Source organism: Lysobacter sp. Root690 (genome assembly GCF_001427785.1).
Lineage (GTDB): Bacteria > Pseudomonadota > Gammaproteobacteria > Xanthomonadales > Xanthomonadaceae > Lysobacter.
On sequence record NZ_LMHM01000013.1, the window covers coordinates 560,040 to 583,171 of the forward strand.

General features: G+C 66.7%; 22 protein-coding genes and 1 tRNA gene. 4 read left to right on the forward strand and 19 right to left on the reverse strand.

All coding sequences use genetic code 11. The features are described from left to right. Positions 1-45: 45 nt before the first annotated feature. Positions 46-432 (reverse strand): hypothetical protein, encoded by a 387-nt coding sequence (locus tag ASD86_RS14425; protein WP_056111668.1) that lies wholly within the window; start codon positions 430-432, stop codon positions 46-48. 314 nt (positions 433-746) lie between these two features. On the opposite strand from ASD86_RS14425, the gene ASD86_RS14430 reads away from it, so the two are divergent. Next, positions 747-1,817: a sensor domain-containing diguanylate cyclase gene (locus ASD86_RS14430; RefSeq protein WP_056111671.1), complete on the forward strand. Its 1,071-nt coding sequence runs from the start codon at positions 747-749 to the stop codon at positions 1,815-1,817. 683 nt (positions 1,818-2,500) lie between these two features. Here ASD86_RS14430 and ASD86_RS14435 read toward each other — a convergent pair. The 5 genes from ASD86_RS14435 to ASD86_RS14455 form a co-directional block, all read right to left on the reverse strand. Beyond that, positions 2,501-3,130, reverse strand: coding sequence for a hypothetical protein (locus ASD86_RS14435; protein ID WP_157476639.1), 630 nt, complete (start codon positions 3,128-3,130; stop codon positions 2,501-2,503). Positions 3,131-3,144: 14 nt separating this feature from the next. Next, entirely contained in the window at positions 3,145-4,548 is a 1,404-nt protein-coding gene (locus ASD86_RS14440; protein WP_056111680.1) for a pectin acetylesterase-family hydrolase, read from the reverse strand. Between the two features lie 557 nt (positions 4,549-5,105). Next, complete coding sequence (locus ASD86_RS14445; RefSeq protein ID WP_056112750.1) at positions 5,106-5,975, reverse strand: DMT family transporter; 870 nt, start codon at positions 5,973-5,975, stop codon at positions 5,106-5,108. A gap of 38 nt (positions 5,976-6,013) precedes the next feature. Further along, the gene (murB, locus tag ASD86_RS14450; RefSeq protein ID WP_056111683.1) at positions 6,014-7,054 is read right to left on the reverse strand and encodes a UDP-N-acetylmuramate dehydrogenase; all 1,041 of its coding nucleotides are present in this window, start codon (positions 7,052-7,054) and stop codon (positions 6,014-6,016) included. Between the two features lie 73 nt (positions 7,055-7,127). Continuing rightward, on the reverse strand, positions 7,128-8,186 hold the full coding sequence (locus tag ASD86_RS14455; protein WP_056111686.1) for a quinone-dependent dihydroorotate dehydrogenase: 1,059 nt from the start codon (positions 8,184-8,186) through the stop codon (positions 7,128-7,130). A 252-nt stretch (positions 8,187-8,438) separates the two neighbouring features. On the opposite strand from ASD86_RS14455, the gene ASD86_RS14460 reads away from it, so the two are divergent. Continuing rightward, positions 8,439-8,654: a hypothetical protein gene (locus tag ASD86_RS14460; protein WP_157476641.1), complete on the forward strand. Its 216-nt coding sequence runs from the start codon at positions 8,439-8,441 to the stop codon at positions 8,652-8,654. Positions 8,655-9,259: 605 nt separating this feature from the next. Here ASD86_RS14460 and ASD86_RS14465 read toward each other — a convergent pair. The 9 genes from ASD86_RS14465 to ASD86_RS14505 form a co-directional block, all read right to left on the reverse strand. Then, positions 9,260-9,484 (reverse strand): hypothetical protein, encoded by a 225-nt coding sequence (locus ASD86_RS14465; RefSeq protein WP_056111692.1) that lies wholly within the window; start codon positions 9,482-9,484, stop codon positions 9,260-9,262. Positions 9,485-9,734: 250 nt separating this feature from the next. Next, a complete protein-coding gene (locus tag ASD86_RS14470) occupies positions 9,735-9,959 on the reverse strand; it encodes a hypothetical protein (RefSeq protein ID WP_056111694.1) in 225 nt (74 codons plus the stop codon). 159 nt (positions 9,960-10,118) lie between these two features. After that, a complete protein-coding gene (locus tag ASD86_RS14475) occupies positions 10,119-10,409 on the reverse strand; it encodes a DUF4190 domain-containing protein (RefSeq protein ID WP_056111696.1) in 291 nt (96 codons plus the stop codon). A 196-nt stretch (positions 10,410-10,605) separates the two neighbouring features. Further along, entirely contained in the window at positions 10,606-10,833 is a 228-nt protein-coding gene (locus ASD86_RS14480) for a hypothetical protein (RefSeq protein ID WP_056111698.1), read from the reverse strand. A gap of 314 nt (positions 10,834-11,147) precedes the next feature. Further along, on the reverse strand, positions 11,148-11,375 hold the full coding sequence (locus ASD86_RS14485; protein WP_056111701.1) for a hypothetical protein: 228 nt from the start codon (positions 11,373-11,375) through the stop codon (positions 11,148-11,150). A gap of 387 nt (positions 11,376-11,762) precedes the next feature. Beyond that, positions 11,763-12,611 carry a hypothetical protein gene (locus ASD86_RS14490; RefSeq protein WP_157476643.1) on the reverse strand — a complete coding sequence of 283 codons (849 nt, stop codon included), beginning with the start codon at positions 12,609-12,611 and terminating at the stop codon, positions 11,763-11,765. A 145-nt stretch (positions 12,612-12,756) separates the two neighbouring features. Beyond that, positions 12,757-12,990, reverse strand: coding sequence for a hypothetical protein (locus tag ASD86_RS14495; protein WP_056111707.1), 234 nt, complete (start codon positions 12,988-12,990; stop codon positions 12,757-12,759). A gap of 73 nt (positions 12,991-13,063) precedes the next feature. Further along, positions 13,064-14,596 (reverse strand): aldehyde dehydrogenase family protein, encoded by a 1,533-nt coding sequence (locus tag ASD86_RS14500; protein WP_056111711.1) that lies wholly within the window; start codon positions 14,594-14,596, stop codon positions 13,064-13,066. Positions 14,597-14,707: 111 nt separating this feature from the next. Next, positions 14,708-14,784: transfer RNA gene (locus tag ASD86_RS14505), tRNA-Arg, on the reverse strand. A 345-nt stretch (positions 14,785-15,129) separates the two neighbouring features. On the opposite strand from ASD86_RS14505, the gene ASD86_RS14510 reads away from it, so the two are divergent. Further along, complete coding sequence (locus tag ASD86_RS14510; protein ID WP_235567763.1) at positions 15,130-15,627, forward strand: hypothetical protein; 498 nt, start codon at positions 15,130-15,132, stop codon at positions 15,625-15,627. Between the two features lie 823 nt (positions 15,628-16,450). Beyond that, on the forward strand, positions 16,451-20,935 hold the full coding sequence (locus tag ASD86_RS27425; RefSeq protein WP_056111717.1) for an autotransporter domain-containing protein: 4,485 nt from the start codon (positions 16,451-16,453) through the stop codon (positions 20,933-20,935). Positions 20,936-21,364: 429 nt separating this feature from the next. On the opposite strand, the gene ASD86_RS26820 is transcribed toward ASD86_RS27425, so the two are convergent. The 4 genes from ASD86_RS26820 to ASD86_RS26825 form a co-directional block, all read right to left on the reverse strand. Beyond that, a complete protein-coding gene (locus ASD86_RS26820) occupies positions 21,365-21,538 on the reverse strand; it encodes a hypothetical protein (RefSeq protein ID WP_157476646.1) in 174 nt (57 codons plus the stop codon). A 176-nt stretch (positions 21,539-21,714) separates the two neighbouring features. Continuing rightward, positions 21,715-22,470 carry a hypothetical protein gene (locus ASD86_RS14520; protein WP_056111721.1) on the reverse strand — a complete coding sequence of 252 codons (756 nt, stop codon included), beginning with the start codon at positions 22,468-22,470 and terminating at the stop codon, positions 21,715-21,717. Beyond that, on the reverse strand, positions 22,467-22,859 hold the full coding sequence (locus ASD86_RS14525) for an ankyrin repeat domain-containing protein (protein WP_056111724.1): 393 nt from the start codon (positions 22,857-22,859) through the stop codon (positions 22,467-22,469). Before ASD86_RS14525 ends, ASD86_RS14520 begins: the two co-directional genes overlap by 4 nt. A 99-nt stretch (positions 22,860-22,958) precedes the next feature. Further along, positions 22,959-23,105 (reverse strand): hypothetical protein, encoded by a 147-nt coding sequence (locus ASD86_RS26825; RefSeq protein WP_157476648.1) that lies wholly within the window; start codon positions 23,103-23,105, stop codon positions 22,959-22,961. Between the last annotated feature and the right edge of the window lie 27 nt (positions 23,106-23,132).

Consider the following 23,132-nt stretch of genomic DNA (forward strand, 5'->3'; position numbering starts at 1 on the left):
ATAACGACGAACCTCGAACGCGGCATCGCAACCCTCAACCGCGACTCACCACTCCCGCCACTCCTCGGTAATGTCCTCGCCCTCGGCGCACAGGCCGGCCACCACCGCCGCGCCGAGGATCAACTCGCATAAGCCTTCGCGCTGATCGGTCTCGATCAGGCTGTGCCCGCAGCGCGCATTGAGCGCATTCAAGCCCAACACCGCGTCCTTGACCGCGCCGTGCGCGGCGGCGCTGTCGCCGCGTTCGGCCGCCGCGCTCATGGTCTCCAGAAAGCGGTCGATGATGCCTTCGCACTCGTCGATCTGTTGCACGCTGTAACCCGCATCGACGCCGTCCTGCGCGAGGTCTTCGCGGTAGCTGCGCATGCCGTCGAGGATCTCGCTCTTGAGCTCGACGTAATTATTCGTTTCCACCTGCACCTTGCCCTCCATCGTGGCGATCCGTGGCCGGCGCCGCGCTCGTTCGCGGCATCGCCTTGCCGTGGTGAGTCTATCGGTTCGACATTGCAGGCAGTGCGGCAGCGCCCCGTTCCAAGGTCGCGCAATCGCTGTGACGGGTATCGATGGTTGAGGCGTTCGCGCTCCAGTCGCATTGACGCCGCCGGGCCGGCGTGCTGCGGCCGAACGGGTGGGGCGGGCGGCAAACAGTCGGTTCAGGCCGTTTTGTTAGACTGACCGCCGTGACCCGCCGTCCGCGAAAACGGTGCCGACGCGCCGTAAACCGGACACTTACCGGACGTGGTGCCGTGCAGAAACCGCAGATTCCCGCAAACGAAACCGCGCGCCTGGAAGCGCTTCGCCATTACGGCGTGCTCGACACTCCACCAGAACAGGACTTCGACGACCTGGTCGCGATCGCCGCGGCGATCTGCGACGTGCCCACCGCGCTGGTCAGCCTGATCGACGCCGATCGCCAATGGTTCAAGGCGCGCATCGGCCTGGACGCGCAGCAGACCCCGCGCGATCTCGCGTTCTGCGCACACGCCATCCTCGAGCCGAACCGGACCATGGTCGTGCCCGATGCGCGCAACGACGAACGTTTCTTCGACAGCCCGCTGGTCACCGACGATCCGCATATCCGTTTCTATGCCGGCTCGCCGCTGGTCACCCCGGGCGGCGAAGCGATCGGCACCTTGTGCGTGATCGACAGCGAGCCGCGCGAATTGCAGCCGCATCAGTTCGATGCCCTGCAGGCCTTGTCGAAACAGACCTCGCGCCTGCTCGAACTGCGCCGGGTCAGCCGCGCGTTGGCCCAGCAGTTGCAGGAAAGCGATTGGTACGAACACAAACTGCTGCAGTACCAGGCCGAACTGGAAGCCAGCAACGCCGACCTGACCGCCTTGACCCGCACCGACCCGCTGACCGGCCTGCCGAACCGCCGCGCCTTCGCGCTGGCGCTGGAACAGGCGGTGGCGCGCAGCGACGCGAACGCGCCGCTGCAGGTCGCGGTGCTCGATATCGATCATTTCAAGCTCATCAACGACGTCCACGGCCATCCCGAAGGCGACCGCATCCTGCAGGCCGTGGCCGATGCCTTGCGCCTGTATTCGGCCGGTCCCAACAGCGTCGCGCGCTACGGCGGCGAAGAGTTCCTGATGCTGTTCGAAGCGCCGTCGGCGCAGGCGCAACTGCAATGCGAATTCGTGCGCGAAGCGATCGCCAACCTGCCGGTCGGCTTGCCGCTGACGGTCAGCATCGGCCTAGCGGCTTATCGCGCGGGCGAGGAGACCGCCGCCACGTTCGCGCGCGCGGATCAGGCGTTGTATGTGGCCAAGCGCAGTGGGCGTAATCGGGTGATCGTTGCCGAGGACATGTAGTTACAGCGCGTAGACGCAGCTTCCAGAAGCATTCCCCCCCCTTTGGAAAAGGGGGGCTAGGGGGGATTCGCTTTTACCCGCAGATCGCGGCGTCGTGTACGAAAAGCGAATCCCCCGCGCGAATCGACCAAGTACACACATCCAGCCCGCGCGGCGCGCCGCCCCCTTTTCCAAAGTGGGCTGATTGACGCGCAACGCTACGAGGCCGAGATGGCGCGCCGATTCCAAACCAAGACGCAGCTTCCAGAAGCATTCCCCCCTTTGGAAAAGGGGACTAGGGGGATTAGCTTTTACCCGCAGATCGCGGCGTCGTGTACGAAAAGCGAATCCCCGGCGCGAACCGGCCAAGTACACAGATCCAGCCCGCGCAGCGCGCCGCCCCCTTTTTCAAAGTGGGCTGATTGACGCGCAACGCTGCGAGGTTGAGATAGCGCGACGATTCCAAGCCAAAACGCAGCTTCCCGAAGCATTCCCCCCTTTGAAAAAGGGGGGCTAGGGGGGATTTGCTTTTACCCGCAGATCACTGCGCCCCGCACGAAGAGCAAATCCCCCGCGCGAATGAGCGAAGTACAGACATCTCGCGTGCGCAGCGCGCAGCCCCCTTTTTCAAAGGGGGCGAATGGACGAAATGATTGGCCAAGCTGTTTAAGCGTGGCGGCTCGGTGTCCCGCTCGCATTAGCACTCACCGATATACCCGCTCCCGCTCCGCCTGCAACCGCTGGCGCAGATATTCGTCGCGAGTGACGCCGCCGGGAATCTGCTGCATCGCCAACACCTCGGCGACCACCACGCGTTCGCGCTGCTTGTAAGTCTGAAAGCGCGTGTCGTGCTGCTGCTGTTCGATCCATTGCTGCTCGCGGCGTTTCGCATCGGCGCGGTAACGCGTCGCCAGTTGCTGCACCATCGCCGCCTGCTGCGCTTCGTCGGCGACGGTGGCCTGGATCAGGCCGACCCGCAGCAGCATCGATTCGCCGGCCGACAGTTCGCTCGCGTTTTCGTAGCGTTCGATGTCCTCGCGCAGCGCCTGCGCGCGGCGTTCGCGTTCGGCCGGACCCAGCGAGGCGGCCTTGCGGAAGAAGTCGTGGGCATCGGACTGGAACTGCTTGCGTTGCTGATAATCGCGCGCTTTCGGCGTCGCCAGCAGGTTGTGCAATGAAGGATCGGGTTTGCCGGCGGCGACCGCGGCTCCCGTCGATGTCGTGGGCGCGGCCTGCGCGCGCGCCGGGCGCAGCGGGTTCCAGCCCAGGCTGACCGCCGCGGCGCAGGCCGCGACGGTCAGGGCAAGACCCAGCATGAGGATGTTGCGATTCATGCCTTATCGTCTCATCAGGCCAGCAGCTGGTCGACCAGCCAGTACAGCAGGTTGAATGGCTTGGCCTTGTCGGCCGCGTCGCTGGCTTCGCTGGCGTCGAGCACCTTGCCGTTGCCGTCGAGCACGCTGTCGATGAAGTTCTTCAACTCCAGGTTCTGCGCCTGCACGTCGCCGTTCTTGAAATCGACGATGGTCGTGCAGTGGCTCTCGTTCAAGGCGCGGTACTGCGGGAAGTAACCGCCGAAGTTGTCCAGCGTGTTCAAGCGCGCGGCCAGGCGGGTGGTGTCGCTGCCCCACTTGGCGTGGATCAGCGCTTCCTTCGCGGCCTGGTTCGGCGCCTGGGCGATATCGTCGTGGAAACGCTCGTACGAGTAGGACGAATAGTTCAGGTCCTGCCAGAAATGGGTCTGGCCCAGGCGATCGTTACGGTGCTTGTTGGCCAGCGCCGGATAGATCGAACCCAGTTCGTTGAGATCGATCTGCGGCAGACCGGCGGCGAGGAAGGCCAACGGGCCGTTCGGCGCGTCCAGGCCCCACACGTCGCGGATCTTGTTCATCAGCGGCTGCGAGGGGTATTCGGCCGGATTGCCGTTGCGCGGGGTCGGGAAGATCGGGCCGGAGTCGTCGATCAGGTACGCGCTGCTCGGCGCCAGATCGCTGCGCACCGAATCGTAGGCGATCAGGCTGCCGGCGCCGCCGGCGCTGCAACCGGTGCTGAGCATCTGGCCCGGACGCGGCAGGTTGTCCTTGAGCCACGCGGTCATCGCGCGGGTATTGCGCAGGCCGTTGTGGTGCCACACCAACGGCTGCTGCTGTCCGCTCGGATCGGGATACACCGCGACCTTGTCGCCGCTGTAAATATCGCCGGTGCAGTAAGGCACGTAAACCATGTTCCAGTTCTGGGTCTTGACCGCATCGAACGGGCTCACGCGCGTCACGAACGGACTGACCAGGCTGGCGCCCGGGTTGAGCAGCTTCATGTAGTCGTCGGGCACGCCGTTGGGATTGCGCGCGCCGCGCACGCCGGTCGCGCCGGTGCAGCTCGCATAGTCCCAGCACGCGCCGCCGCCTTCCATGTAGATGATGGTGTTGGTGGTGTTGGGCACGCGGTTGACGAAGATCTTGTACGGCGAACCGTTGCCGCAGATCGCGCCGGTTTCCGCCGGCAGTTGCACGGTCTGCCATTGGTAGTACGCGGCCGGGTCGAAACCGTCGGCGCGCGTGGCGTCGCGGCTGAGCAGCGGGTATTGGCCGGTGCGTTGCGCGGCCTGGACCTTGTTGTCGGCCTTGGGCGGCGACACCAGGTTGCGAATGGTCTGGAAAAATCCGTAATCGCCCTGTTCGGCCTGCGAGGGCAGGCTCGACAAGGCGACGGCGCCGCCCACGAGGGCGACGGCCAGATAGCGGCTTACTGCCATGATGTCTCTCTCCTTTGAATCGTCATGAAGGGAGGAGCGAAACGCGTATTCGGCGCGTGCTAGGGCGTGCGCGCGGCCGGTTCCCCTCCGTACTGCAGCGTCCGGAATAGCGGTGGCGGGGTGACGGGTCAATCGCGATGGGGCGTGTTTACCGGCCGCGCCGCAGATTGGCCGCGATTGCGGCTACCGGTGGCCGCTATTGCCCCTGAAACCGTCACGAAACGGCGCGGCGCGCGCGCGGGTTCGTGCGCTGCAGCATGTGATCCGCATCGCCTATTGCGCGCGCGTGTGCTGCGTCACTGCGACTGCGTGTCGGCGGTGGCGCGTTGGCCGCTGATGCGGGGACGGATGTGACGCGGGCCGCGGCCGCGATGGTGTGTAGTCGCCGCGATCGATGAGCGCGCGATCACCGAGTGGCTTCGTATTGCACTGTAGGAGCGGCGCAAGCCGCGACCGCGCTGCATCGGGTTCGCGGCGAAAGGTGCTTTCGTCGCGATCGGTTGGTCCGCGGCCGCGACTCACGCCGCGCCTGCAGGCAGCCCAGGTCGCCGCGCCGCTTACTCGCCCGGTACCGCGCCCGCCGTCGATGCGGCCGATGCGCGCCGCCGCGCCAGCACCGCTTCGCGATGGGCGATATACGCGTTCGATCCGAGAATGATCGCCGCGCCGATCACCGTGTAGATGTCCAGCGATTCGCCAAACCACAGCCAGCCGGCGGCGGCGACCAGCGGCAACTGGGTGAAGCTGATCGGCGTCAGCGCCGAGACCTCGCCCAGCTTCAACGCATGCGTCCACAGCACCTGACCGCCGGTGCCGAACAGGCCGGCGGCGGCGATCCACAACCAGGTGATGCCGTGCGGCCATTGCCACACGAACAAGGCCGGCAGCAGCGACATCGGCACCCAGAACGCGTAGGTGTACAGCACGATGGTGTTGGCCGAATCGACCTTCGATAGCTGCTTGATCTGGATAGCGATCACGCCGCCGAGGACCGCGGCGAGCAGCGCCGCCAGGCTGTCGATGGAGAACTCCGTCGAGCCCGGCCGCACGATGATCAACACGCCGATAAAGCCGGCCGCGACCGCGAGCCAGCGCCGCGCGCGCACGTGTTCGCGCAGGAACAGCACCGCGGCGATGGTGACGAAGATCGGCGTGGAGTAGGTCAGCGAAATCGCCTGCGCCAGCGGCAGATGGCCCAGCGCCCAGAACCCGGCCAGCATCGAGAACATGCCGATCAGGCAACGCACGAAATACTTCGGCAATTGCCTGGTGCGCAGTTCGGCGCGCTGCGCGCCCAGCAACAGCGGCAACACCGCTAGCAATCCGAACAGGTTGCGGAAGAACGCGATCTCGAAGGTGTGCAGCGAGGCCGAAGCCAGCCGGATCGCGATCGCCATCACCCCGAAACACAAGGTGCTCGCCAACATCAGGCCGGCGGCACGCAGCGGATGCGCCGGGGTTGCGCTCACCAGCGCGCGCCGACGATGCGCGGCTCGGGTTCGATCGCGACCGCGAACCGCGCCTGCACCGAGTCGGCGATGCGGCGGGCGAGGTCGAGCAATTGCAGGCCGCTGGCGCCGCCGTGGTTGACCAGCACCAGCGCGTGCGCGGCCGATACGCCGGCGTCGCCGTCGCGATGGCCTTTCCAGCCGCAGGCGTCGATCAGCCAGGCCGCCGACAGCTTGCGGGTGTCGGCATCGGCGCCGCGAAACACCGGCATCGCCGGATGCTGCGCGAGCAAGGCTTCGGCCTGCGCGGCGGCGACGATGGGATTCTTGAAGAAGCTGCCGGCGTTGCCGAGCACCGCCGGGTCGGGCAGTTTGCGCCGGCGGATCGCGATCACCGCGTCGGCCACTGACTGCGGCGTCGGCGTGTTCACGCCCATCGCCGCGAGTTCTTCGCCGATGCCGGCGTAGTCGAGCTTGAGCGCGGGCGCGCGTGGCAGGGCGAATTCGACCGCGGTGATCAGATAGCGGTCGGGCGATTGCTTGAAGCGACTGTCGCGGTAGGCGAATTCGCAAGCAGCATTGTCGAAGCGATGCCACTGCCCGCTTGCCGGTTCGAAGGCCTCGACCGCATGCACGAAATCGCGCACTTCCACCCCGTAGGCGCCGATGTTCTGAATCGGCGAGGCGCCGACGGTGCCGGGGATCAGCGCCAGGTTCTCCAGCCCGGCGAGGCCCTCGGCGAGGCTGTGCATGACGAACTCGTGCCAGATCACTCCGGCGTCGGCGCGCACGATGGCGCGATCGCCGTCGCCGCCGAGGGTCGCGATGCGGCGGCCGCTGAGCTCGAGCACGGCGCCGTCGGCATCGCCGGCGAACAGCAGATTGCTGCCGCCGCCGAGGGTCAGCGCGATGCCGTCGTTCAATGGACCGGTCTGCAGCGCCTGCGGCAGCGCCGCGGCATCGTCGATCGACACCAGCCAGGGCGCGCGCGCGGCAACGCCGAAGGTATTGCGGTGTTGCAGCTCAGCGTCGCGCACGATGCGCGGTTCAGCGGTCATGCGCGAAGGCCGGATTGAGTGGATCAGTGGGTGACATCTGGAAGCGGGCGGACTCGAAAGCGATGGCGGCGGCTCAGATCGTCGGCGGCACGTGGCCGCGACTGGGCGCTTCCTTGCGGCGGCGGATGGCGTCGACGCACTCGTGCACCAGCGCCGGGCCGCGATACACCAGCCCCGAATAGCACTGCACCAGGCTCGCGCCGGCGGCCATCTTGGTCACCGCGTCGGCGCCCGACAGAATGCCGCCGACCCCGATCATCGGGATGCTCTCGGGCAGGCGCGTGCGCATCTTGCGCAGCACCGTGGTCGATTGGGTCATCAGCGGACGGCCGGACAGGCCGCCCATCTCGTTCGCGAATGGGCTGCCTTCCACACCGTCGCGGGCGATGGTGGTGTTGGTCGCGATCACACCGTCGACCTGCAACTCGCCGAGCACGCGGCCGGCGGCTTCGATGTCGTCGTCGGACAGGTCCGGCGCGATCTTGACCAGCATCGGCACCCGCTTGCCTTCGCGCGCTGCGAGCTTCTCCTGCGCCTCGCGCAGGTTGCCGACCAGCCGCCGCAGCGATTGTTCTTCCTGCAGTTCGCGCAAGCCCGCGGTGTTGGGCGAGGAAATATTGACGGTGATGTAGTCGGCCAGCGGGTACACGCGTTCTAGGCAGTAGAGGTAATCGTCCTCGGCGCTCTCGTTCGGGGTGTCCTTGTTCTTGCCGATGTTGATGCCGAGCAGCCCGCGTTTGCGCCGGGCCTTGGCCACGTTGCGCACCAGCGCATCGACGCCTTCGTTGTTGAAGCCCAGGCGATTGATCACCGCCTGCTGTTCGGGCAGGCGGAACATGCGCGGCTTGGGGTTGCCGGCCTGCGGCTTGGGCGTGACCGTGCCGATTTCGATGAAGCCGAAACCCAGCGACAGCAGCGCATCGATGTGCGCGCCGTTCTTGTCCAGGCCGGCGGCCAGGCCGACCGGGTTGGGGAAGCTCAGGCCGAGGACTTTGGTCGGCAGCGGCTTGGGCGGCCGGGCCATCAGCGGGTTGAGGCCGCTGCGATAAGCCGTCTCCAGCGCCGTCAGGCCGAGACCGTGCGCGCGTTCGGCATCCAGTCCGAAGAGGAAGGGGCGGGCAAGGCTATACACGAGGTCGGGGGGCACTCGGGTCGGGGAACGCGGATTATCGCCCATGCGGGCGCTTGGGGGCGAGCGCCGCGTGGCGGGCCGGGACATGCATGCGCGTCGGGGAGCCGTGTGAGCGAACATTCCAGGCCGGTGTCGTTGAATTCCACGGCGGCGATCGCGAAACGCGCACCCGTCCCTTGACCCTTCGCGTCGGCGCCGCCTAGCGTGAATCCACCAGAACGGACTGGTGTCACAGGAGGGATTCTCGTGAACATGAGCTACCGCAGCATTCGCCTGACCGCGCTCGCGGTCGGCCTTTTCGGCTTCGCCGCCTCGCTCACCGCAACCGCCGGCGAGGAAGATTGCGAACGCTGCCGACTGCTGTTCCAGATCTGCATGACCAGCACCCCGGGCGACCTGGCTTGTTACGAGCAACTCTGGGATTGCGAGCGCCAGGCCGAGTGCCCGATCGGTTTGCAGACCATTTGAGTTGAGTTCGCGCGAGCCGGCGCCCGGACGTCCAGCCCCGCATGTGCGCGCTTGGACGTGGCTGGGTGTTGCGCCGTTTTGAGCGGCCGGGGTGTTCGTGCATGGTGCGGGCGGACGGCATGCGGTTGGAGCGGATCCGTTCTCGCGGCAGCGGCCGCCTGCGTCGGATTTGCTTCGCTCGTGAGCCGCGCCGCGGTACTTCGTTCGCGGGCTAAGCGGCGACGCCTGAGGTTTGTCGTGATTGCGGTATCGCGGTGGCGGCTTGCGCCGCTCCTACAGGGGCCTGCGTGCGATGGCGCTTAGTCCGGCCCCGCCGCGTTCGGGTGCGGTCTGCTGTGGGCCTACCGGCGTTTGCATGGCAGTGCGACGCATGCGAGGCATCGGCGCGTTGCTGCGACACAAGCGGCTTGGTGGTGGGCCGGTGCCTTTCTGTAGGAGCGGCGCGAGCCGCGACCGCGACAGAACAACTGCGACGCACGCGGGCAATCCCGGGTTACGACCCAGGCGAGGTGTCGCGGTCGCGGCTTGCGCCGCTCCTACAGGGGCCTGCGTGCGATGACGCTTAGATCCGGACCGCGCCGTGTGCGGGCGCGGTCCGGGACGAATCAGATTTCCTCGTACGGACAATCGAGCGTGCGCACACACTGGGCGTAGCGCGCGTCGCAATTGCCGCCGCCGGGAATTTCGCTGAACATCAGGCAGTTCTCGTATTCGATCCGGCATTGGCGGCAGGCGGCATCGTCGGAGGCCACCGCCGACAGCGAGGCGGCGAAACCGAAGGCGGCCAGGGCGATCAGGGCCAGGCGGTTGGAGCGGTTGCGGGTCTTCATCGGGTTGGTCCTGGTTGGGATGAATGTGGCGGTGCAATGAAGGTGGGCGCGCGGCGGGCGAAGACCCCGGCGAAAGCCGTCGCGTTCGCGCATCGCAGCGATGCGCTGGCGCAGGCTTGCAGCGCGCAACCAGCGCGATCACGGGCCATGCAGCGCGAATCGATCACGCGTCAGACGCGCGCCTGCGTGCGGATCGTTATGCGTGCGGGCGAAGCCGGCCGCCGACCTCGGTCGCGGCCGGCCCGAAGGCTCAAGGCTCGATGACGATCTGGCAGCGGTTCGCGGTCAGGCAGGCGCGATACTGCAGCCAGCAGCTCGGCGTCGCGTTGGGGGTGTTGGCCTCGCACCACTCCAGCACATCGGTGTAGCACTGGTGGCATTTGTCGACCGCGGCGAACGCGGTCAGCGAGGCGGAGAAGCCGAAAACGCCGGCCGCGATCGCGCTCAGGCGGGCTGTACGGGTCCATGTCTTCATCGAGTGTGTCCTGTCCTTAGCGCCAGTCCATCTGGCCCGGCCAAGCTTGTGACGAGGACGGGCGCGGAACAAGCTGCGCCGCAGCACTTTACGGCGCGCGCCGCTCAAATTCGCCAAGTCGCCGCGCGCGCCGATGTCGTGCTTGTCCGCGCGCCCGGTTCATTGGTTGGCGGCGAACGCGAACACCGCGGCCAAGCCGCCGAAGAACAGCACCACGACCAGCAGGGTCAGCAGCCCCACGATCACCGACGCCCAGCCCAGCACCAGTCCGGCGATGGCCATGCCGTCGCCGTCGTAACGGGCCGGTTCGCGACGGATCTGCGCGCGCGCCATGTGGCCGCAGACGATGGCGGCGGCGCTGCCGATGATCGGCAGCAAGATCCAGCTGAGAATGCCGGCGATCAGGCTGACCACGGCCATCGCATTGGTTTCGCGTACGGGTGCTTGCATGCGTGACGATCCTTCGTTTGGAGTATCGCCAAAGCATACCTGCGCGGGCGCGAGCGGGCCGTGCATGCGCCGGCCGGTAAGCGGCACCGGGCCACGAGCGGCGTGGTGCCCGGTCGTGCAAGTACGACAAAGCCCACGAATGCGCATTCGCGGGCTTTGTCGATAACGCCTCCGGCACCGCCGGCCGCGACCGCGCTCAGAAATCCGGCGGCAGGCTGATCATGCAGCCGTTCGAGGTCTGGCAGTTCCAGAAGTCCGCCACGCATCCGTCGCGGTTGTCGGGATTGGCGTTGACGCAGTCGTAGTAAATCGGTACGCAATGGTCGCATCCCCACGGCCCGGCGAGCGCGCTGAGCGAGGCGGAGAATCCGAACGCGCCGACCGCGATGGCGATCAGACGAAGACTACGGGTCCTTTTGTTCACAAGGCATCCTACATGTGGCGCCAGTCCATCTGGCGAAGCCACGCTAGGCAGGCGAACGGGCGCGGTCAAGTCAACGCCGTCGCAGTCTGCGCTTGCGGTTTCGCGATCATGGGGCGCAAGGTTTTTCGTTCGCACACGCCGCGACGATCCGCGCGCCATGAGCGTGGAATCGCGGATGCAGATGGCGTACTCGGGCGATTGACGACGCGTCGATCCGGATCGTGGAGGCGTCCGCCGACGCGGCTATCGCGGCGGTAACGCAAGGCCGGCGAATCGACCTACGCAGGCCTTGCGTTGCACCGCGTGCGCGGTGCTCAGAAATCCGGCGGCAGGCTGATGGGGCAGCCGCCGTCCTGCTCGCATTGCCAGAATTGCTCCAGGCAACTGGGTTGCGCGTCGGGCGTGTTGGTGCGGCAGGCGTAATAGCCCGGCAGGCAGTGGTCGCATCCCCACGGGGCGGCGAAGGCGGTGAGCGAGGCGGCGAAGCCGAATACTCCGACGGCGACCGCGGTCAGGCGAATGCTACGGTTCCCTTTGTTCACAAGACTTCCTTCATGTGGCGCCAGTCCATCTGGCGAGGCCACGCTAGGCACGCGTGCGGGCAGGGGTCAAGCGATGCGCTCGCAGTCTGCGACCGCGCGCTCATGGCCGATACGAGGGCTGATTGAAACGCCGCATTCAGGTGGGGGCGTGGTCGATGGGGCGAGGCGTGGATCGCGAAGGCGCAACTCGCAGTCGCAAAGTCGCCAGGTTGTTCGAGGTCTTTCGCGGGCGGAGTTTCAAACCCGAAACTCTCGGCTCAGGTCGCCGGAAACTTCACTGCCTGCTAGCGAACGGCATCGGGTGAAACTCACCCTGCAAAAGTATCCGCCCGACCGTTCGATCAGAAAGGCCGCGTTGCCGGTCATGCCGACACGTCATGCGATCGCTCAGCGAATCACCACCACTTTCCCATCCGCGATCGCCTGCCGGTAATCGTGGACATGGCGCGTCCTGTCGCTGGATTCGCGCAGCAGTTCGGGCTCCGCGATGGGTTTCATCCGGCCCGAGCGCAACGCTTTCTTGTTGACGGCGATGCGTTCGCGGAACTTGCACATTTCCACCCACCAGATCCGATACTGAAGCAGATCGACCCGCTGCGGATCGACGAAGCCGAGCAGTCCGAAGATGCGGGTCGGCGCTTCGCTGGGCGCGAGCATGCCCCAACTGCCGGTCAAGGCCATGCTGGCGCAGAGGACAACGCAGCTGATCAGTGGTAGCAGCTGAAGTTTCAGCGCATCCGGCCCCTCCGGCCCGATCAACCAGAACATCGCAGCCATGCAGGGATACGCGAAACAAAACGTCCACAACGCGAACAGACGACCCGCCTTATCATCCGCGGCGCTGCCTGATGGGTGATGGACCCATACGTAGCCTTGTTGCGGGTCCAGAATTCCGTGTGCACGCAAGGCTTCACCCACTCGAGATACCGCTACTTTCACGCGGTGACCTTGTTTGAGTTTGCCGGCCCCGGCGAAACTTCCGAACACGACTTGCCCTTCCATCCGGCAAGCGAAATAGTCGCGTTCTTCCCCGGGGTCCGAGGGCACCAGCGTGCGCTCGATGATGCCGGTTGCCTGCGCGAACGGCGCAGCGGTGGCGACGACAACACGCTTGGACGTCGGCTTGCTGTGCCGTTGCGGATCGATCCGCGCCATCAGCTTGTCCAGTGCGTCTTCTACATACAGCTGATCCAGCACGCCTTCGATCAGAAACAGCTCATCCTCGTCATGAGGCATCGCTGGCGAGTCGGTGCGTTGGTCGCTTGTCATGATCCCTCAGCAAAGGCCAGGGCGGCCGTGTCGAAAGTCCTTCGACTGTGCAGTGGTGCGTGGCGCGGGCTTGCGGTACCGGGTTCAATCAATAGCCCGTGGTGTTGCTTGCTTAAACAGATTCGCTTTCGAGAACTACTTCGGTTGGTCTCAGGCTGAACCAAGGCGCGTGTTCGCCGAACCAAACAAAGCCGTAGCCATCGATTTCCAGCACCGGCAGCACCTGGCCTTCAACGCTGCGCAGATGCGCGACGTCTTCGGCGGACAGGTCGTGGATCAGCGAGTGCGGGATGACCGGGATGCGGACCCGGCTGCCTTCGATGATGGGCCGTCCCGACGCGTCCACCGCCGCCAGGGGAAACCCCGGCGGCAATGGACCTTGCGGCGGATCGAAAAAACGCCACGGTCAGCGTGTCGGCTTACAGATCGAACTTGATGCCCTGCGCCAGCGGCAGCGCATCGGAGTAGTTGATCGTGTTGGTCTGACGGCGCATGTACGCGCGCCATGCGTCCGAACCGGACTCGCGGCCGCCGCCGGTTTCCTTCTCGCCGCCGAACGCGCCGCCGATTTCGGCGCCGGAGGTGCCGATGTTGACGTTGGCGATGCCGCAGTCCGAACCGGCCGCCGACAGGAAGGCTTCGGCCGCTTTCAGATTCGCGGTGAAGATCGACGACGACAGGCCCTGCGGCACATCGTTCTGCAGCGCGATGGCTTCGTCGAGGGTCTTGAACTTCATCACGTACAGGATCGGCGCGAAGGTTTCGGTCTGCACGACTTCGGCGTCGTTGGTCAGGCCGGTGATGATGGTCGGCAGGACGAAGTTGCCCTTGCGCTCGATCGCCGCGCCGCCGGTGGCGACGGTGCCGCCGCTGGCCTTGGCCTTTTCGATCGCGTCCAGATACGCCTGCACGCCGTCGCGGCTGTTGAGCGGGCCCATCAGGTTGGTCGGGTCGGTCGGATCGCCGATCTTCTTTTCGACCTGCTTGAACGCGGCGACCAGCTTGGCCAGCACGTCGTCATGGATCGACTCGTGCACGAACAGACGGCGCGTGGTGGTGCAGCGCTGGCCGGCGGTGCCGACCGCGCCGAACGCGATCGCCGGGATCGCCAGCTTCAGATCGGCCGAGGCGTCGACGATGATCGCGTTGTTGCCGCCCAGTTCCAGTAGCGAACGGCCCATGCGGCGCGCGACGCGCTCGCCGACGATGCGGCCGACCTTGGTCGAACCGGTGAAGCTGACCAGACCGATGCGCTTGTCGTCGACGAAGTTCGACGCGAGCTCGGTGCCGGCATCGTTGAACAGGAAGAAGATGTCCGGGAAGCCGCCGGCGCGCAGCGCTTCGTTGCAGACCTTCATCGACGCGATCGCCGACAGCGGGGTCTTGGGCGAGGGCTTCCAGATGGTGATGTCGCCGCAGATCGCCGCGATGAACGCGTTCCACGCCCACACCGCGACGGGGAAGTTGAACGCGGAGATGACGCCGACGATGCCGAGCGGATGCCACTGCTCGTACATGCGGTGGCCCGGGCGCTCGGAATGCATGGTCAAACCGTATAGCTGGCGCGACAGGCCGACCGAGAAGTCGCCGATGTCGATCATTTCCTGCACTTCGCCGTCGCCCTCGGGCTTGGACTTGCCCATTTCCAGCGCGACCAGCGAACCCAGCGCGTCCTTGTGCTTGCGCAGCGCGTCGGCGCACAGGCGGATGGCTTCGCCGCGGCGCGGCGCCGGGGTGGTGCGCCACACCGCGAACGCGGCCTGGGCGCGCTCGACGATGGTGTCGTAGTCGCTCTGCGAGGAGGCCTGCACGCGCGCCAGCACTTCACCGTCGGTGGGGTTGACCGGTTCCAGCACGCCGGCGTCGGCGGTCTTCGCCCACTCACCGTGACCGAGGTAGGTGCCGGACTCGGTGTCGTTGAGTCCGAGTGCGGCGAGAACGGGGTGAGTCATACCGAAAGCTCCATGTAGTTGCACGCCGGTGGCGCGGCATAAGAAAAGCGTTGGATTGGCACGCGTCCGGTGGACGCAGACGGCGCGCGACGGGGCGCGCGGCCGTGGAAGTGGTGACCCCGACACGATTCGAACGTGTGACCTTCCCCTTAGGAGGGGGATGCTCTATCCAGCTGAGCTACGGGGCCGAAGGTTTGGAAAATCAAGTGGTTGCACGACCCGGATCGACCATCCCGGGGCCCGCGCGGCGGCGCGCCGATGTGCAGGCACGATCGACGCGACCGGCCCGGATTGTACTCGGCCGGGCCCGCGCGCCGCCATGCCGCGGCCGTCGGCGAGGGCGCATGAATGCCGATTTGATCGCCGCGCGGGCGTAACGCTTCGCTCACAAGCGCCTGATGTGGGCTGGTTATGCTCGGCCCGACGTGATCGGTCTGCCGCGTCGTCGCCGCGCCGATGCGCTGCGCGGGGCGGCAGCCAGGGATTCGATCCGCCGGTCCGTCGGGACCCTGAAGTAACTCAAGGAGCAGTGCATGTCATTCGATCGACTCGGACGTACGTCCTCATCCCCCCAGGCTTCATCCCCCTTGTTGTTCAAGACCGCGGCGGCTGTTGCCCTCGCGCTCGCCGCCAACGCCGCCTGGGCGCAAAGCGACGCGCAGGTGTACGAATCAGCCATCGCCGAAGCCGCGCGCCTCTGCCCCGGCCATTCCAAGGAACGCACCACGCCCGGCATCCGCGCGGTTCCGGTCGGCGCGCTGCGGGTGTTGGCGCAGCGCAATTACACGATGTGCCCCGACCGTCGCCTCGACGCCGCGACCCCGGCGGTGTGGTACGGCGCGGCCGGCGTATTCGCGTGGAATCCCGACAACAAGGGCGCGGCCAAGCTGATCGCGGGCAAGGTCGATGCGATGACCCGCAAGGAAGAGTTCCCGGCCGAAACCCTGGTGTGGAAGGCCGACGGCAGCGAGGCCAAGGGTGTCACCGTGCCGATGTTCGAACCGCGGCCGCGGCCGGCCGGCGCGTACTGATCCGAGCGGGTGTGATCCCGGTAAGAAGAGACTGATCGACGATGTCCGCTGCTCGCGGGCGAGCGCACGGGCCATTGGCCCGGCTCGAGCCACCGCCCGCGAGCGGCTTTGGCCGCATGCGGCGAGCGCGCCATGCCGGTGACGGGCCGGAGCGATAAGCGAACGCGACCGGCCAGTTCGCGACTGCTTGTGTGCGTCGCCCGACGTTCCAGGCTCAGGCGGCCGGCGAACGCACCGTGTCCGATCGAGAGCGCCGCAGCCGAAGCACGCCTGCAAGGGACTTCGTCGCCGCGGAACCGGGTGGGGCCTGTCCGCACGCCGTGCATTGCACACCTCCTGAAACCCGTTAGCGGCGCATCGGTTGGGGCCACCGGCCAATACAATCTTTCAGATCGAAAGCGCAGGTCGAAGCGCAGTCCGCAAAGGACTTCGTCGCTGGGGCTCCGGGCGGCACCGGTCGGCGCGCCGTGCTTTGCACACCTCTGTAACCCTTAGTGGACCTCGCCCGAGGCGTCCGGCGCGCTGTTTCGACATGTCGCGCGCATCCGGCTGTGCCATTCAGACGTATCCAGGCACATCTATTTCGTACAAATCGCATTTGTGACGGCCGTTCTTGGCGCCTGATTGCGTTACATGCCAGTAACCCTGGATGTTTCAGGACGGAAACGGCCACCACGGCGACCTCCCGACGAGCGGGATTGCTGTGGAGGGAATACGTATTTAATGTGTGATCGGGGTCGCATGTTCGAGGCGCGCCGTTAGCGGCGCAGTCAGAGGCATCGGTTTTTTTCGGCCGCGGGGAAGCGGTCGTCTAGGGGACAACATGATCGGTTTAAAGAACTGGGCGCTTCGCGCCCGTGCGGCGCTGCGCGTGGGTGCGAGTCCGTCGGCGCGGTTGGGCTGGGTGTTGTTGTTGCCGGGCCTCGGTCTGGCCGGCGCGGCCCAGGCCCAGAGCTGCGGGGTCGGTGAGGTCCCGGCGGCATTCGGGTTCACCGGCGGCGAGCAGACCACCACGGTCCCGGCCGGCGTGCATTCGCTGACCGTATACCTCAGCGGCGCGCAGGGCGGCGCGGGTCGCAGCGGCGCCGGCAGCATTGGCGGCAGTCCGAATTCTCCGGGCGGCACGGGCGGCCTGGGCGGACGCGTGCGCGGCACCCTGGCGGTGACGCCGGGCGCGGCGTTGTCGATCTGGGTCGGAGGCCAGGGCTCGCAAGCGGTCAATCCCGGCGGCCTGGGGCAGGGCGTCGACGGCATCGGCGGCGGCGCCACCGATCTGCGCGTGGGCGGCAACGGCATCGGCAACCGGGTCGGCATCGCCGGCGGCGGCGGCGGTGGCGGCAATGCCGGCTGGAGCACGTCCAACGTGATCGCCGGCGGCGCTGGCGGTGTCGGCGGCGGCGGTGTGGGCGGCACGGGCGCGACCGTGCCGGGCGGCCCTGGTCCGTTCGGCGGCGGTGGTGGTGCAGTTGGCACCGGTGGTGCGGCCGGCGGCGGCTGCGGCGGCTTTCCGGCCACCGCAGGCAACGCGGCCACCGGCAAGGGCGGCAACTCCAATAATTTCTCCGGCTCCTTCATCGGCGCCGGTTACGGCGGTGGCGGCGGTGGCGGTGCCACCATCGGCGCGGGCGGCGGCGGTGCCGGCGTCGGCACCACCGGCTGTCAGCAGAACTGGAACGGCGGCGGTGGCGGTGGCGCGGGCGGTAGCTCGGGCGCGACCGGTCTGACCGCGGTCACCATCAACAATGGCGTGCAGGCCGGCAACGGCGCGGCGCTGATCTGTTTCGCGCCGACCCAGTTCTCGGTCGGCGGCACCGCGACCGGTCAGACCGGTCCGGTCACGCTGCAGCTCGCCGGCACCAACCCGGTCAGTTCGCAGCAAGTCGTGGTGGCGCAGGCCGCGACGACCTTCGTGTTCCCCACGCGTCTGCCGCAAGGCGCGAACTGGACCGTCAGCGTGCTCAGCGCGCCCGCGGGCCAGCAATGCACGGTCACTCCGGCCAGCGGCCTGGCGATCAACGCCGACGTCACCAACGTCGCGCTCAGTTGCGTCACCGTCGCGGTGACGGTCAATCCGGCCACCTTGCCCAACGGCGCATTCAATACGGCGTATTCGCAGACGCTCAGCGCCACCAGCGCCAACGGCGGCACCGCGCCGTACACCTTCGCGGTCACCGCCGGCGCCTTGCCGGCCGGGCTGACCTTGTCCAGCGCCGGTGTGCTGTCGGGTACGCCGACCGCGGCGGGTTCGTTCAACTTCACCGTGCGCGCCACCTCGAGCAACAACTTCAGCGGCACTCGCGCCTATACCTTGGCGATCGCCCAGAACGCGCAGGCCATCACCGCGTTCGCCTCCAATCCGGTTTCGCCGGTGTACGCACCGGGCGGTACGTTCACCGTGTCGGCCACCGGCGGCGGATCGGGCAATCCGGTCGTGTTCGCCAGCACCACGGCGGCGGTGTGTACGGTCGCCGGCAGCACGGTGACGATGGTCGCCGCGGGCAATTGCGCGCTGACCGCCAATCAGGCCGGCAACGCCAACTACAGCGCCGCGCCGCAGGCCAATCTGGCGGTGACGATCGGTGCGGCCAGTCAGGCCATCACCGCGTTCGCGTCCAACCCGGCTTCGCCGGTGTATACGCCGGGCGGCACGTTCACTGTGTCGGCCACGGGCGGCGCGTCGGGCAATCCGGTCGTGTTCGCCAGCACCACGGCGGCGGTGTGTACCGTCGCCGGCAGCACGGTGACGATGGTGGCCGCGGGCAATTGCGCGCTGACCGCTAACCAGGCCGGCAACGCCAACTACAACGCCGCGCCACAGGCCAACCTCGCGGTGACCATCGGTCTGGCGAATCAGGCGATCACCGGTTTCGCCGCCAACCCGGCCGCGCCGGTGTATACGCCGGGCGGCACGTTCGCCCTGTCGGCCACGGGCGGCGCGTCGGGCAATCCGGTCGTGTTCGCCAGCGGCTCGCCGGCCGTGTGTACGGTCGCCGGCAACACCGCGACGATCGTGGCCGCGGGCACCTGCTCGCTGACCGCCGATCAGGCCGGCAACGCCAACTACAACGCCGCGCCGCAGGTGGCCCTGGCCGTTGCGATCGGCGTGGGCACCCAGGCGATCAACAACTTCGCCGCCAATCCGGCTTCGCCGGTGTATGCGCCAGGCGGCACGTTCGCGGTCTCGGCCACGCCGGGTGCGTCGACCAGCCCGGTGGTGTTCGCCACCACCACGCCGGCGGTGTGTAGCGTCGCCGGCAGCACGGTGACGACGCTCGCCGCGGGCACCTGCTCGCTGACCGCCGACCAGGCCGCCGACCCCAACTACGCCGCGGCGCCGCAGGTCCTGCTCGACGTGACCATCGGCGTGGCCGCCCAGGCCATCACCGACTTCGCCGCCAACCCGGCGTCGCCGGTGTACGCGCCGGGCGGCACCTTCGCGGTCTCGGCTACGCCGGGCGCGTCGACCAGTCCGGTCGTGTTCGCCAGCACCACCACCTCGGTGTGTACCGTCAGCGGCAGCACCGTGACGATGCTGACCGCGGGCACCTGTTCGCTCACCGCCGATCAAGCCGCCGACGCCAACTACAGCGCCGCGCCGCAAGTGACGCTGGACGTGAACATCGGCGCGGCCGCGCAGGCCATCAGCAACTTCAGCGCGAATCCGTCGGCGCCGGTGTACACCCCGGGTGGCACCTTCGCGGTGAGCGCGAGCGGCGGCGCCTCGGGCAACCCGGTGGTGTTCGCCAGCACCTCGCCGGCGGTGTGCACGGTCAGCGGCAGCACCGTGACCACGCTCGCCTCGGGCACGTGTTCGTTGACCGCCGATCAAGCCGGCAACGGCAACTACAGCGCCGCGCCGCAAGTCGCGTTGCAGGTGTTGATCGGTGGCGGCACGCCGACCCTGTCGTGGATCGGCGATGTGTCCAAGACCATCGGCGAGGCATCGTTCGATCTGCCGAACCCGACCAGCAACAGCAGCGGCGCCTTCACCTTCTCCAGCAGCAATACCGCGGTGGCGACGGTGAGCGGACGCACGGTGACCATCGTCGGCGCGGGTGTGGCGACCTTGGTCGCGACCCAGGCCGCGGCCGGCAGCTACCTGCAGACCACGATCAGCGCGACCCTGACCGTCGCCGACCGCCCCGATCCGACCCGCGACCCGAGCGTCGTCGGCGGCTTGCAGGCCCAGGTCGATGCCAGCGTGCGCTTCGCTTCGGCGCAGCAGTCCAACATCCACGACCGTCTGCGTCAGCAGCGTTTCGCCGGTGCCAACAACTCCAGCGACGGCCTCAGTCTCAACCTGAGCAACCGCTCGGGCGGCGCGATGTCGTTGACCGCGGGCCAAGTGGCCTCGGTCGATAACGTGCGCCTGCCGGAAGGCTGGGGCTTGTGGACCGCCGGCAGCATCACCAACGGCCAGCGTGAGCCCAACAGCCGCAGCGACGGGTTCGACTTCCAGAGCGACGGCATCACCGTCGGCGCCGACTGGCGCATGGGCGAGCGCTTCCTGCTCGGTGTGGCCGGCGGTTTCGGCTGGAACGACACCGACCTGGACGACGGCCGTTCCAAGCTCGACGCCAAGCAGCGCGCCCTGTCGCTGTACGGCCTGTGGCGCCCGAGCGAGCATTGGTTCGTTGACGGCATCATCGGTTGGGGCCGCCTGGACTTCGACATCCGTCGTTACAGCGCGACCGCTGGCGCCACCGCCACGGCCGAGCGCGACGGCGACCAGGTGTTCGGTTCGTTGACCGCCGGTTACGAGCACCACGGCGACGGCATGACCCTGACCGGTTACGGCCGCTTCGACACCAGCCGCACCAAGCTCGACGGTTACCGCGAACACGGCCTGGGCATCTACGACCTGAACTACGGCTCGCAGACGGTGGAGAACAACGGCGCCTCGCTGGGCCTGGAGGGCAGCTTCCCGATCGTGACCACCCGCGGCAGCATCTTCCGCCCGTACTGGATGGTCGAATACCGCGAATCGCTCGACAACCGCAGCGACGTGAACTTGAACTACGTGGTCATGCCGGTCGCCAACGACTACAGCCTGTCGCTGCGCAGCTACGGCGACAACGCGCTGACCTACGGCGCGGGCATGGACATGGACTTCCGCGCCGGCTGGAAACTGTCGTTGCTGATGCGTCGCCAGCACGGCAACGGCCAGGACCCGAGCACCAGCTTCGGCCTGCTGCTGTCGTTCTCGCCGAGCATCCAGCCCTCGTCGCTGACCGCCCCGACCGCGCAGGAAGTGGCCGAGCAGATGGACGCGACCGCATCGACCAAGGAGCCGCAGACCGGCCGTTGAGCGAGCGACGGGCCGGTCGGATCAACGACCGGCTTGTCGAGACAGGCGAGGCGTTCGACCGGCACCGCGAAACGCGTTGCCGGTCGGTGGTTTCAAGCCGTGTCGTGGTCGGGAAGTTCAAAGCAGCGGCCGCTCGACCAAGTGGATTCGCATCAGCCGACCACGAAACAGGTCCGCGAAAAACGGATCGCCAAGCGAACGCTCCCGGTTAACCCCGTGGAGCGTTTTGCTTTGGGCAAGTGCGAGATTGTGTTGGCGTTTTCTTAGACCACCGTGAGGTCGCGGCGTGCGCCGCTCCCGCAGCGAACAACGAATCCGCGATGCCCCCTGTAGGAGCGGCGCAAGCCGCGACCGCGACACCTCAATCAGGGCGAAAAATCATTCGCGCGAAGCATCACGCAAGCCGCAAGCGTCGCCCGCACCCTAGCTTCACCCCGCACCACGTTCCGCACGAGACACCAGCAACTTATCGACGATCGCCTGATACAACGACGCCGCGAATTCGGCATCGTTGCCGGTATCGTCGGTCATGGCGTATTGCCCGCTGGCCAGCATCCCCGCAGCCAGATGCACTGCGACTTGTTCGGCTTGTTCGCGATTCATGTCTACCTCCAGTTCGGATTGCGCGAGCCCTTGCCCGCGCCGCGCGCAGAGCGCGTCAGCCCCAGGCTACGCCTACGCGGCTAGCCATCGGGTCGCGAAAATGGAACTGTCTGGAACGGTGCAATGGTTCGGGCCGATTCGGCAAACAGCCGCGGTCGCGACAAACGGCGCCGCCCTCAGCGAAGCGCCAGCTCTAGCCGCAATTGCTGATAGCGCGCCTCGCTGACGCCGAGCGCCTTGAGCCAGTTGGCGAAGTACTGCGTCAACAGCGCCGACTGCGCATGCGAGCGCAGATGATGGATCTCGAAATCCTTGCGGTTCTGCACTTTGTCGGCGATCAGCATCTGGTTGACTTCGGCCAACGGACTGAGCGCGATCACATCGTCAGCACCGGTGCAGTGCTGCGACAGGTAGGCATTGGCGACCCGCCGGTATTCCATCGCCAGCATCACCGCGCCTGGATCTGGCTGGTGCCGCAATAAAATCGAATCGGCGATGCACGAGCGGAGCAAATCCTCATCGTTCTGCACCAGTGGATGCAGGCAGTACGCCTGCATTGCTCGCAGCGGCGCCCCGATGCGTTCGAGAATCGCCAGCCCTTCCTCGATATGCCGGATCAATGCGACCCCACTGCGCGCCGCCGTGCGATCGGCGTAGAACGTCGCGATCGCACGATAGTGCGGGTCTTGCCGATCCATGCCATGGCCCAGGCGCACGGGTTGGTAAGCAAGAATCGCGTCGGCGACCTGTTCGGCGGAGAGTTCGCGATCGTTGTGGAAGATCAGGTCGCATGCGCCGGGCAGCGCAGAGACGTCGTTGAGCCGTTGAACCAGTTCGTCGATCTCATCTTCCGAACCGTCGATGTCGATAATCCGGCGGATCAGAGCCACCAGTGCGTCGCGATCGATGGAATTGGCCGAAGAGGGCATCATGGCAAGTCCCGTGCGGCTCGTGCCGACCGATGTTTCACTATCGTCGCGAGCACCTGCGCATCATCTTCCTTCAACAAATCGAGCGGACGATCGCCGTACTCGTTCTGGGCCGACAAACTGGCCCCATGGTCCAGCAAGACATCGACGATCGCGGCATGTCCAAACATGATCGCGTAGTGAAGCGCCGTATGGCCGATTCCGCCTGGAGTGTCGATGTTTGAGATGGTCGGCAGGATGAGCGTCAGATCTTCGACCTCTCCGTTGAGAGCGACCAGATGCAACGGCGTCTCTCCATCTTCGCCACGACTTTCGAAATCCCGGATATCGTGGTCAACGAACATCTCGTGGGCGCGATACTTTTGCAGCAATTTATCGAGTTTCTCTTCCATCCATCGCGCTCCTGCAGGCGGCGTTCGTTGATCTGGCGACCACGGGCGATGGTTCGCGTCCGCGGCTCATCAACGAGTCCTTTACCACCGTTTTTCCAATTATTTAACCAGCAAACCGGTCGCCCGGGCGTATTTGTGTTCGAGCCGGTCTATTGCGTCGGCCAGATCGCGTGTCAGGTCCGCCGTCGGATCGAATTCCGATTCCGGCCGACCCACGCAATTCCCGGCGCCCGCGTTCTGGTTCATCCTGAGCACCTTTCCCACCGACCCACA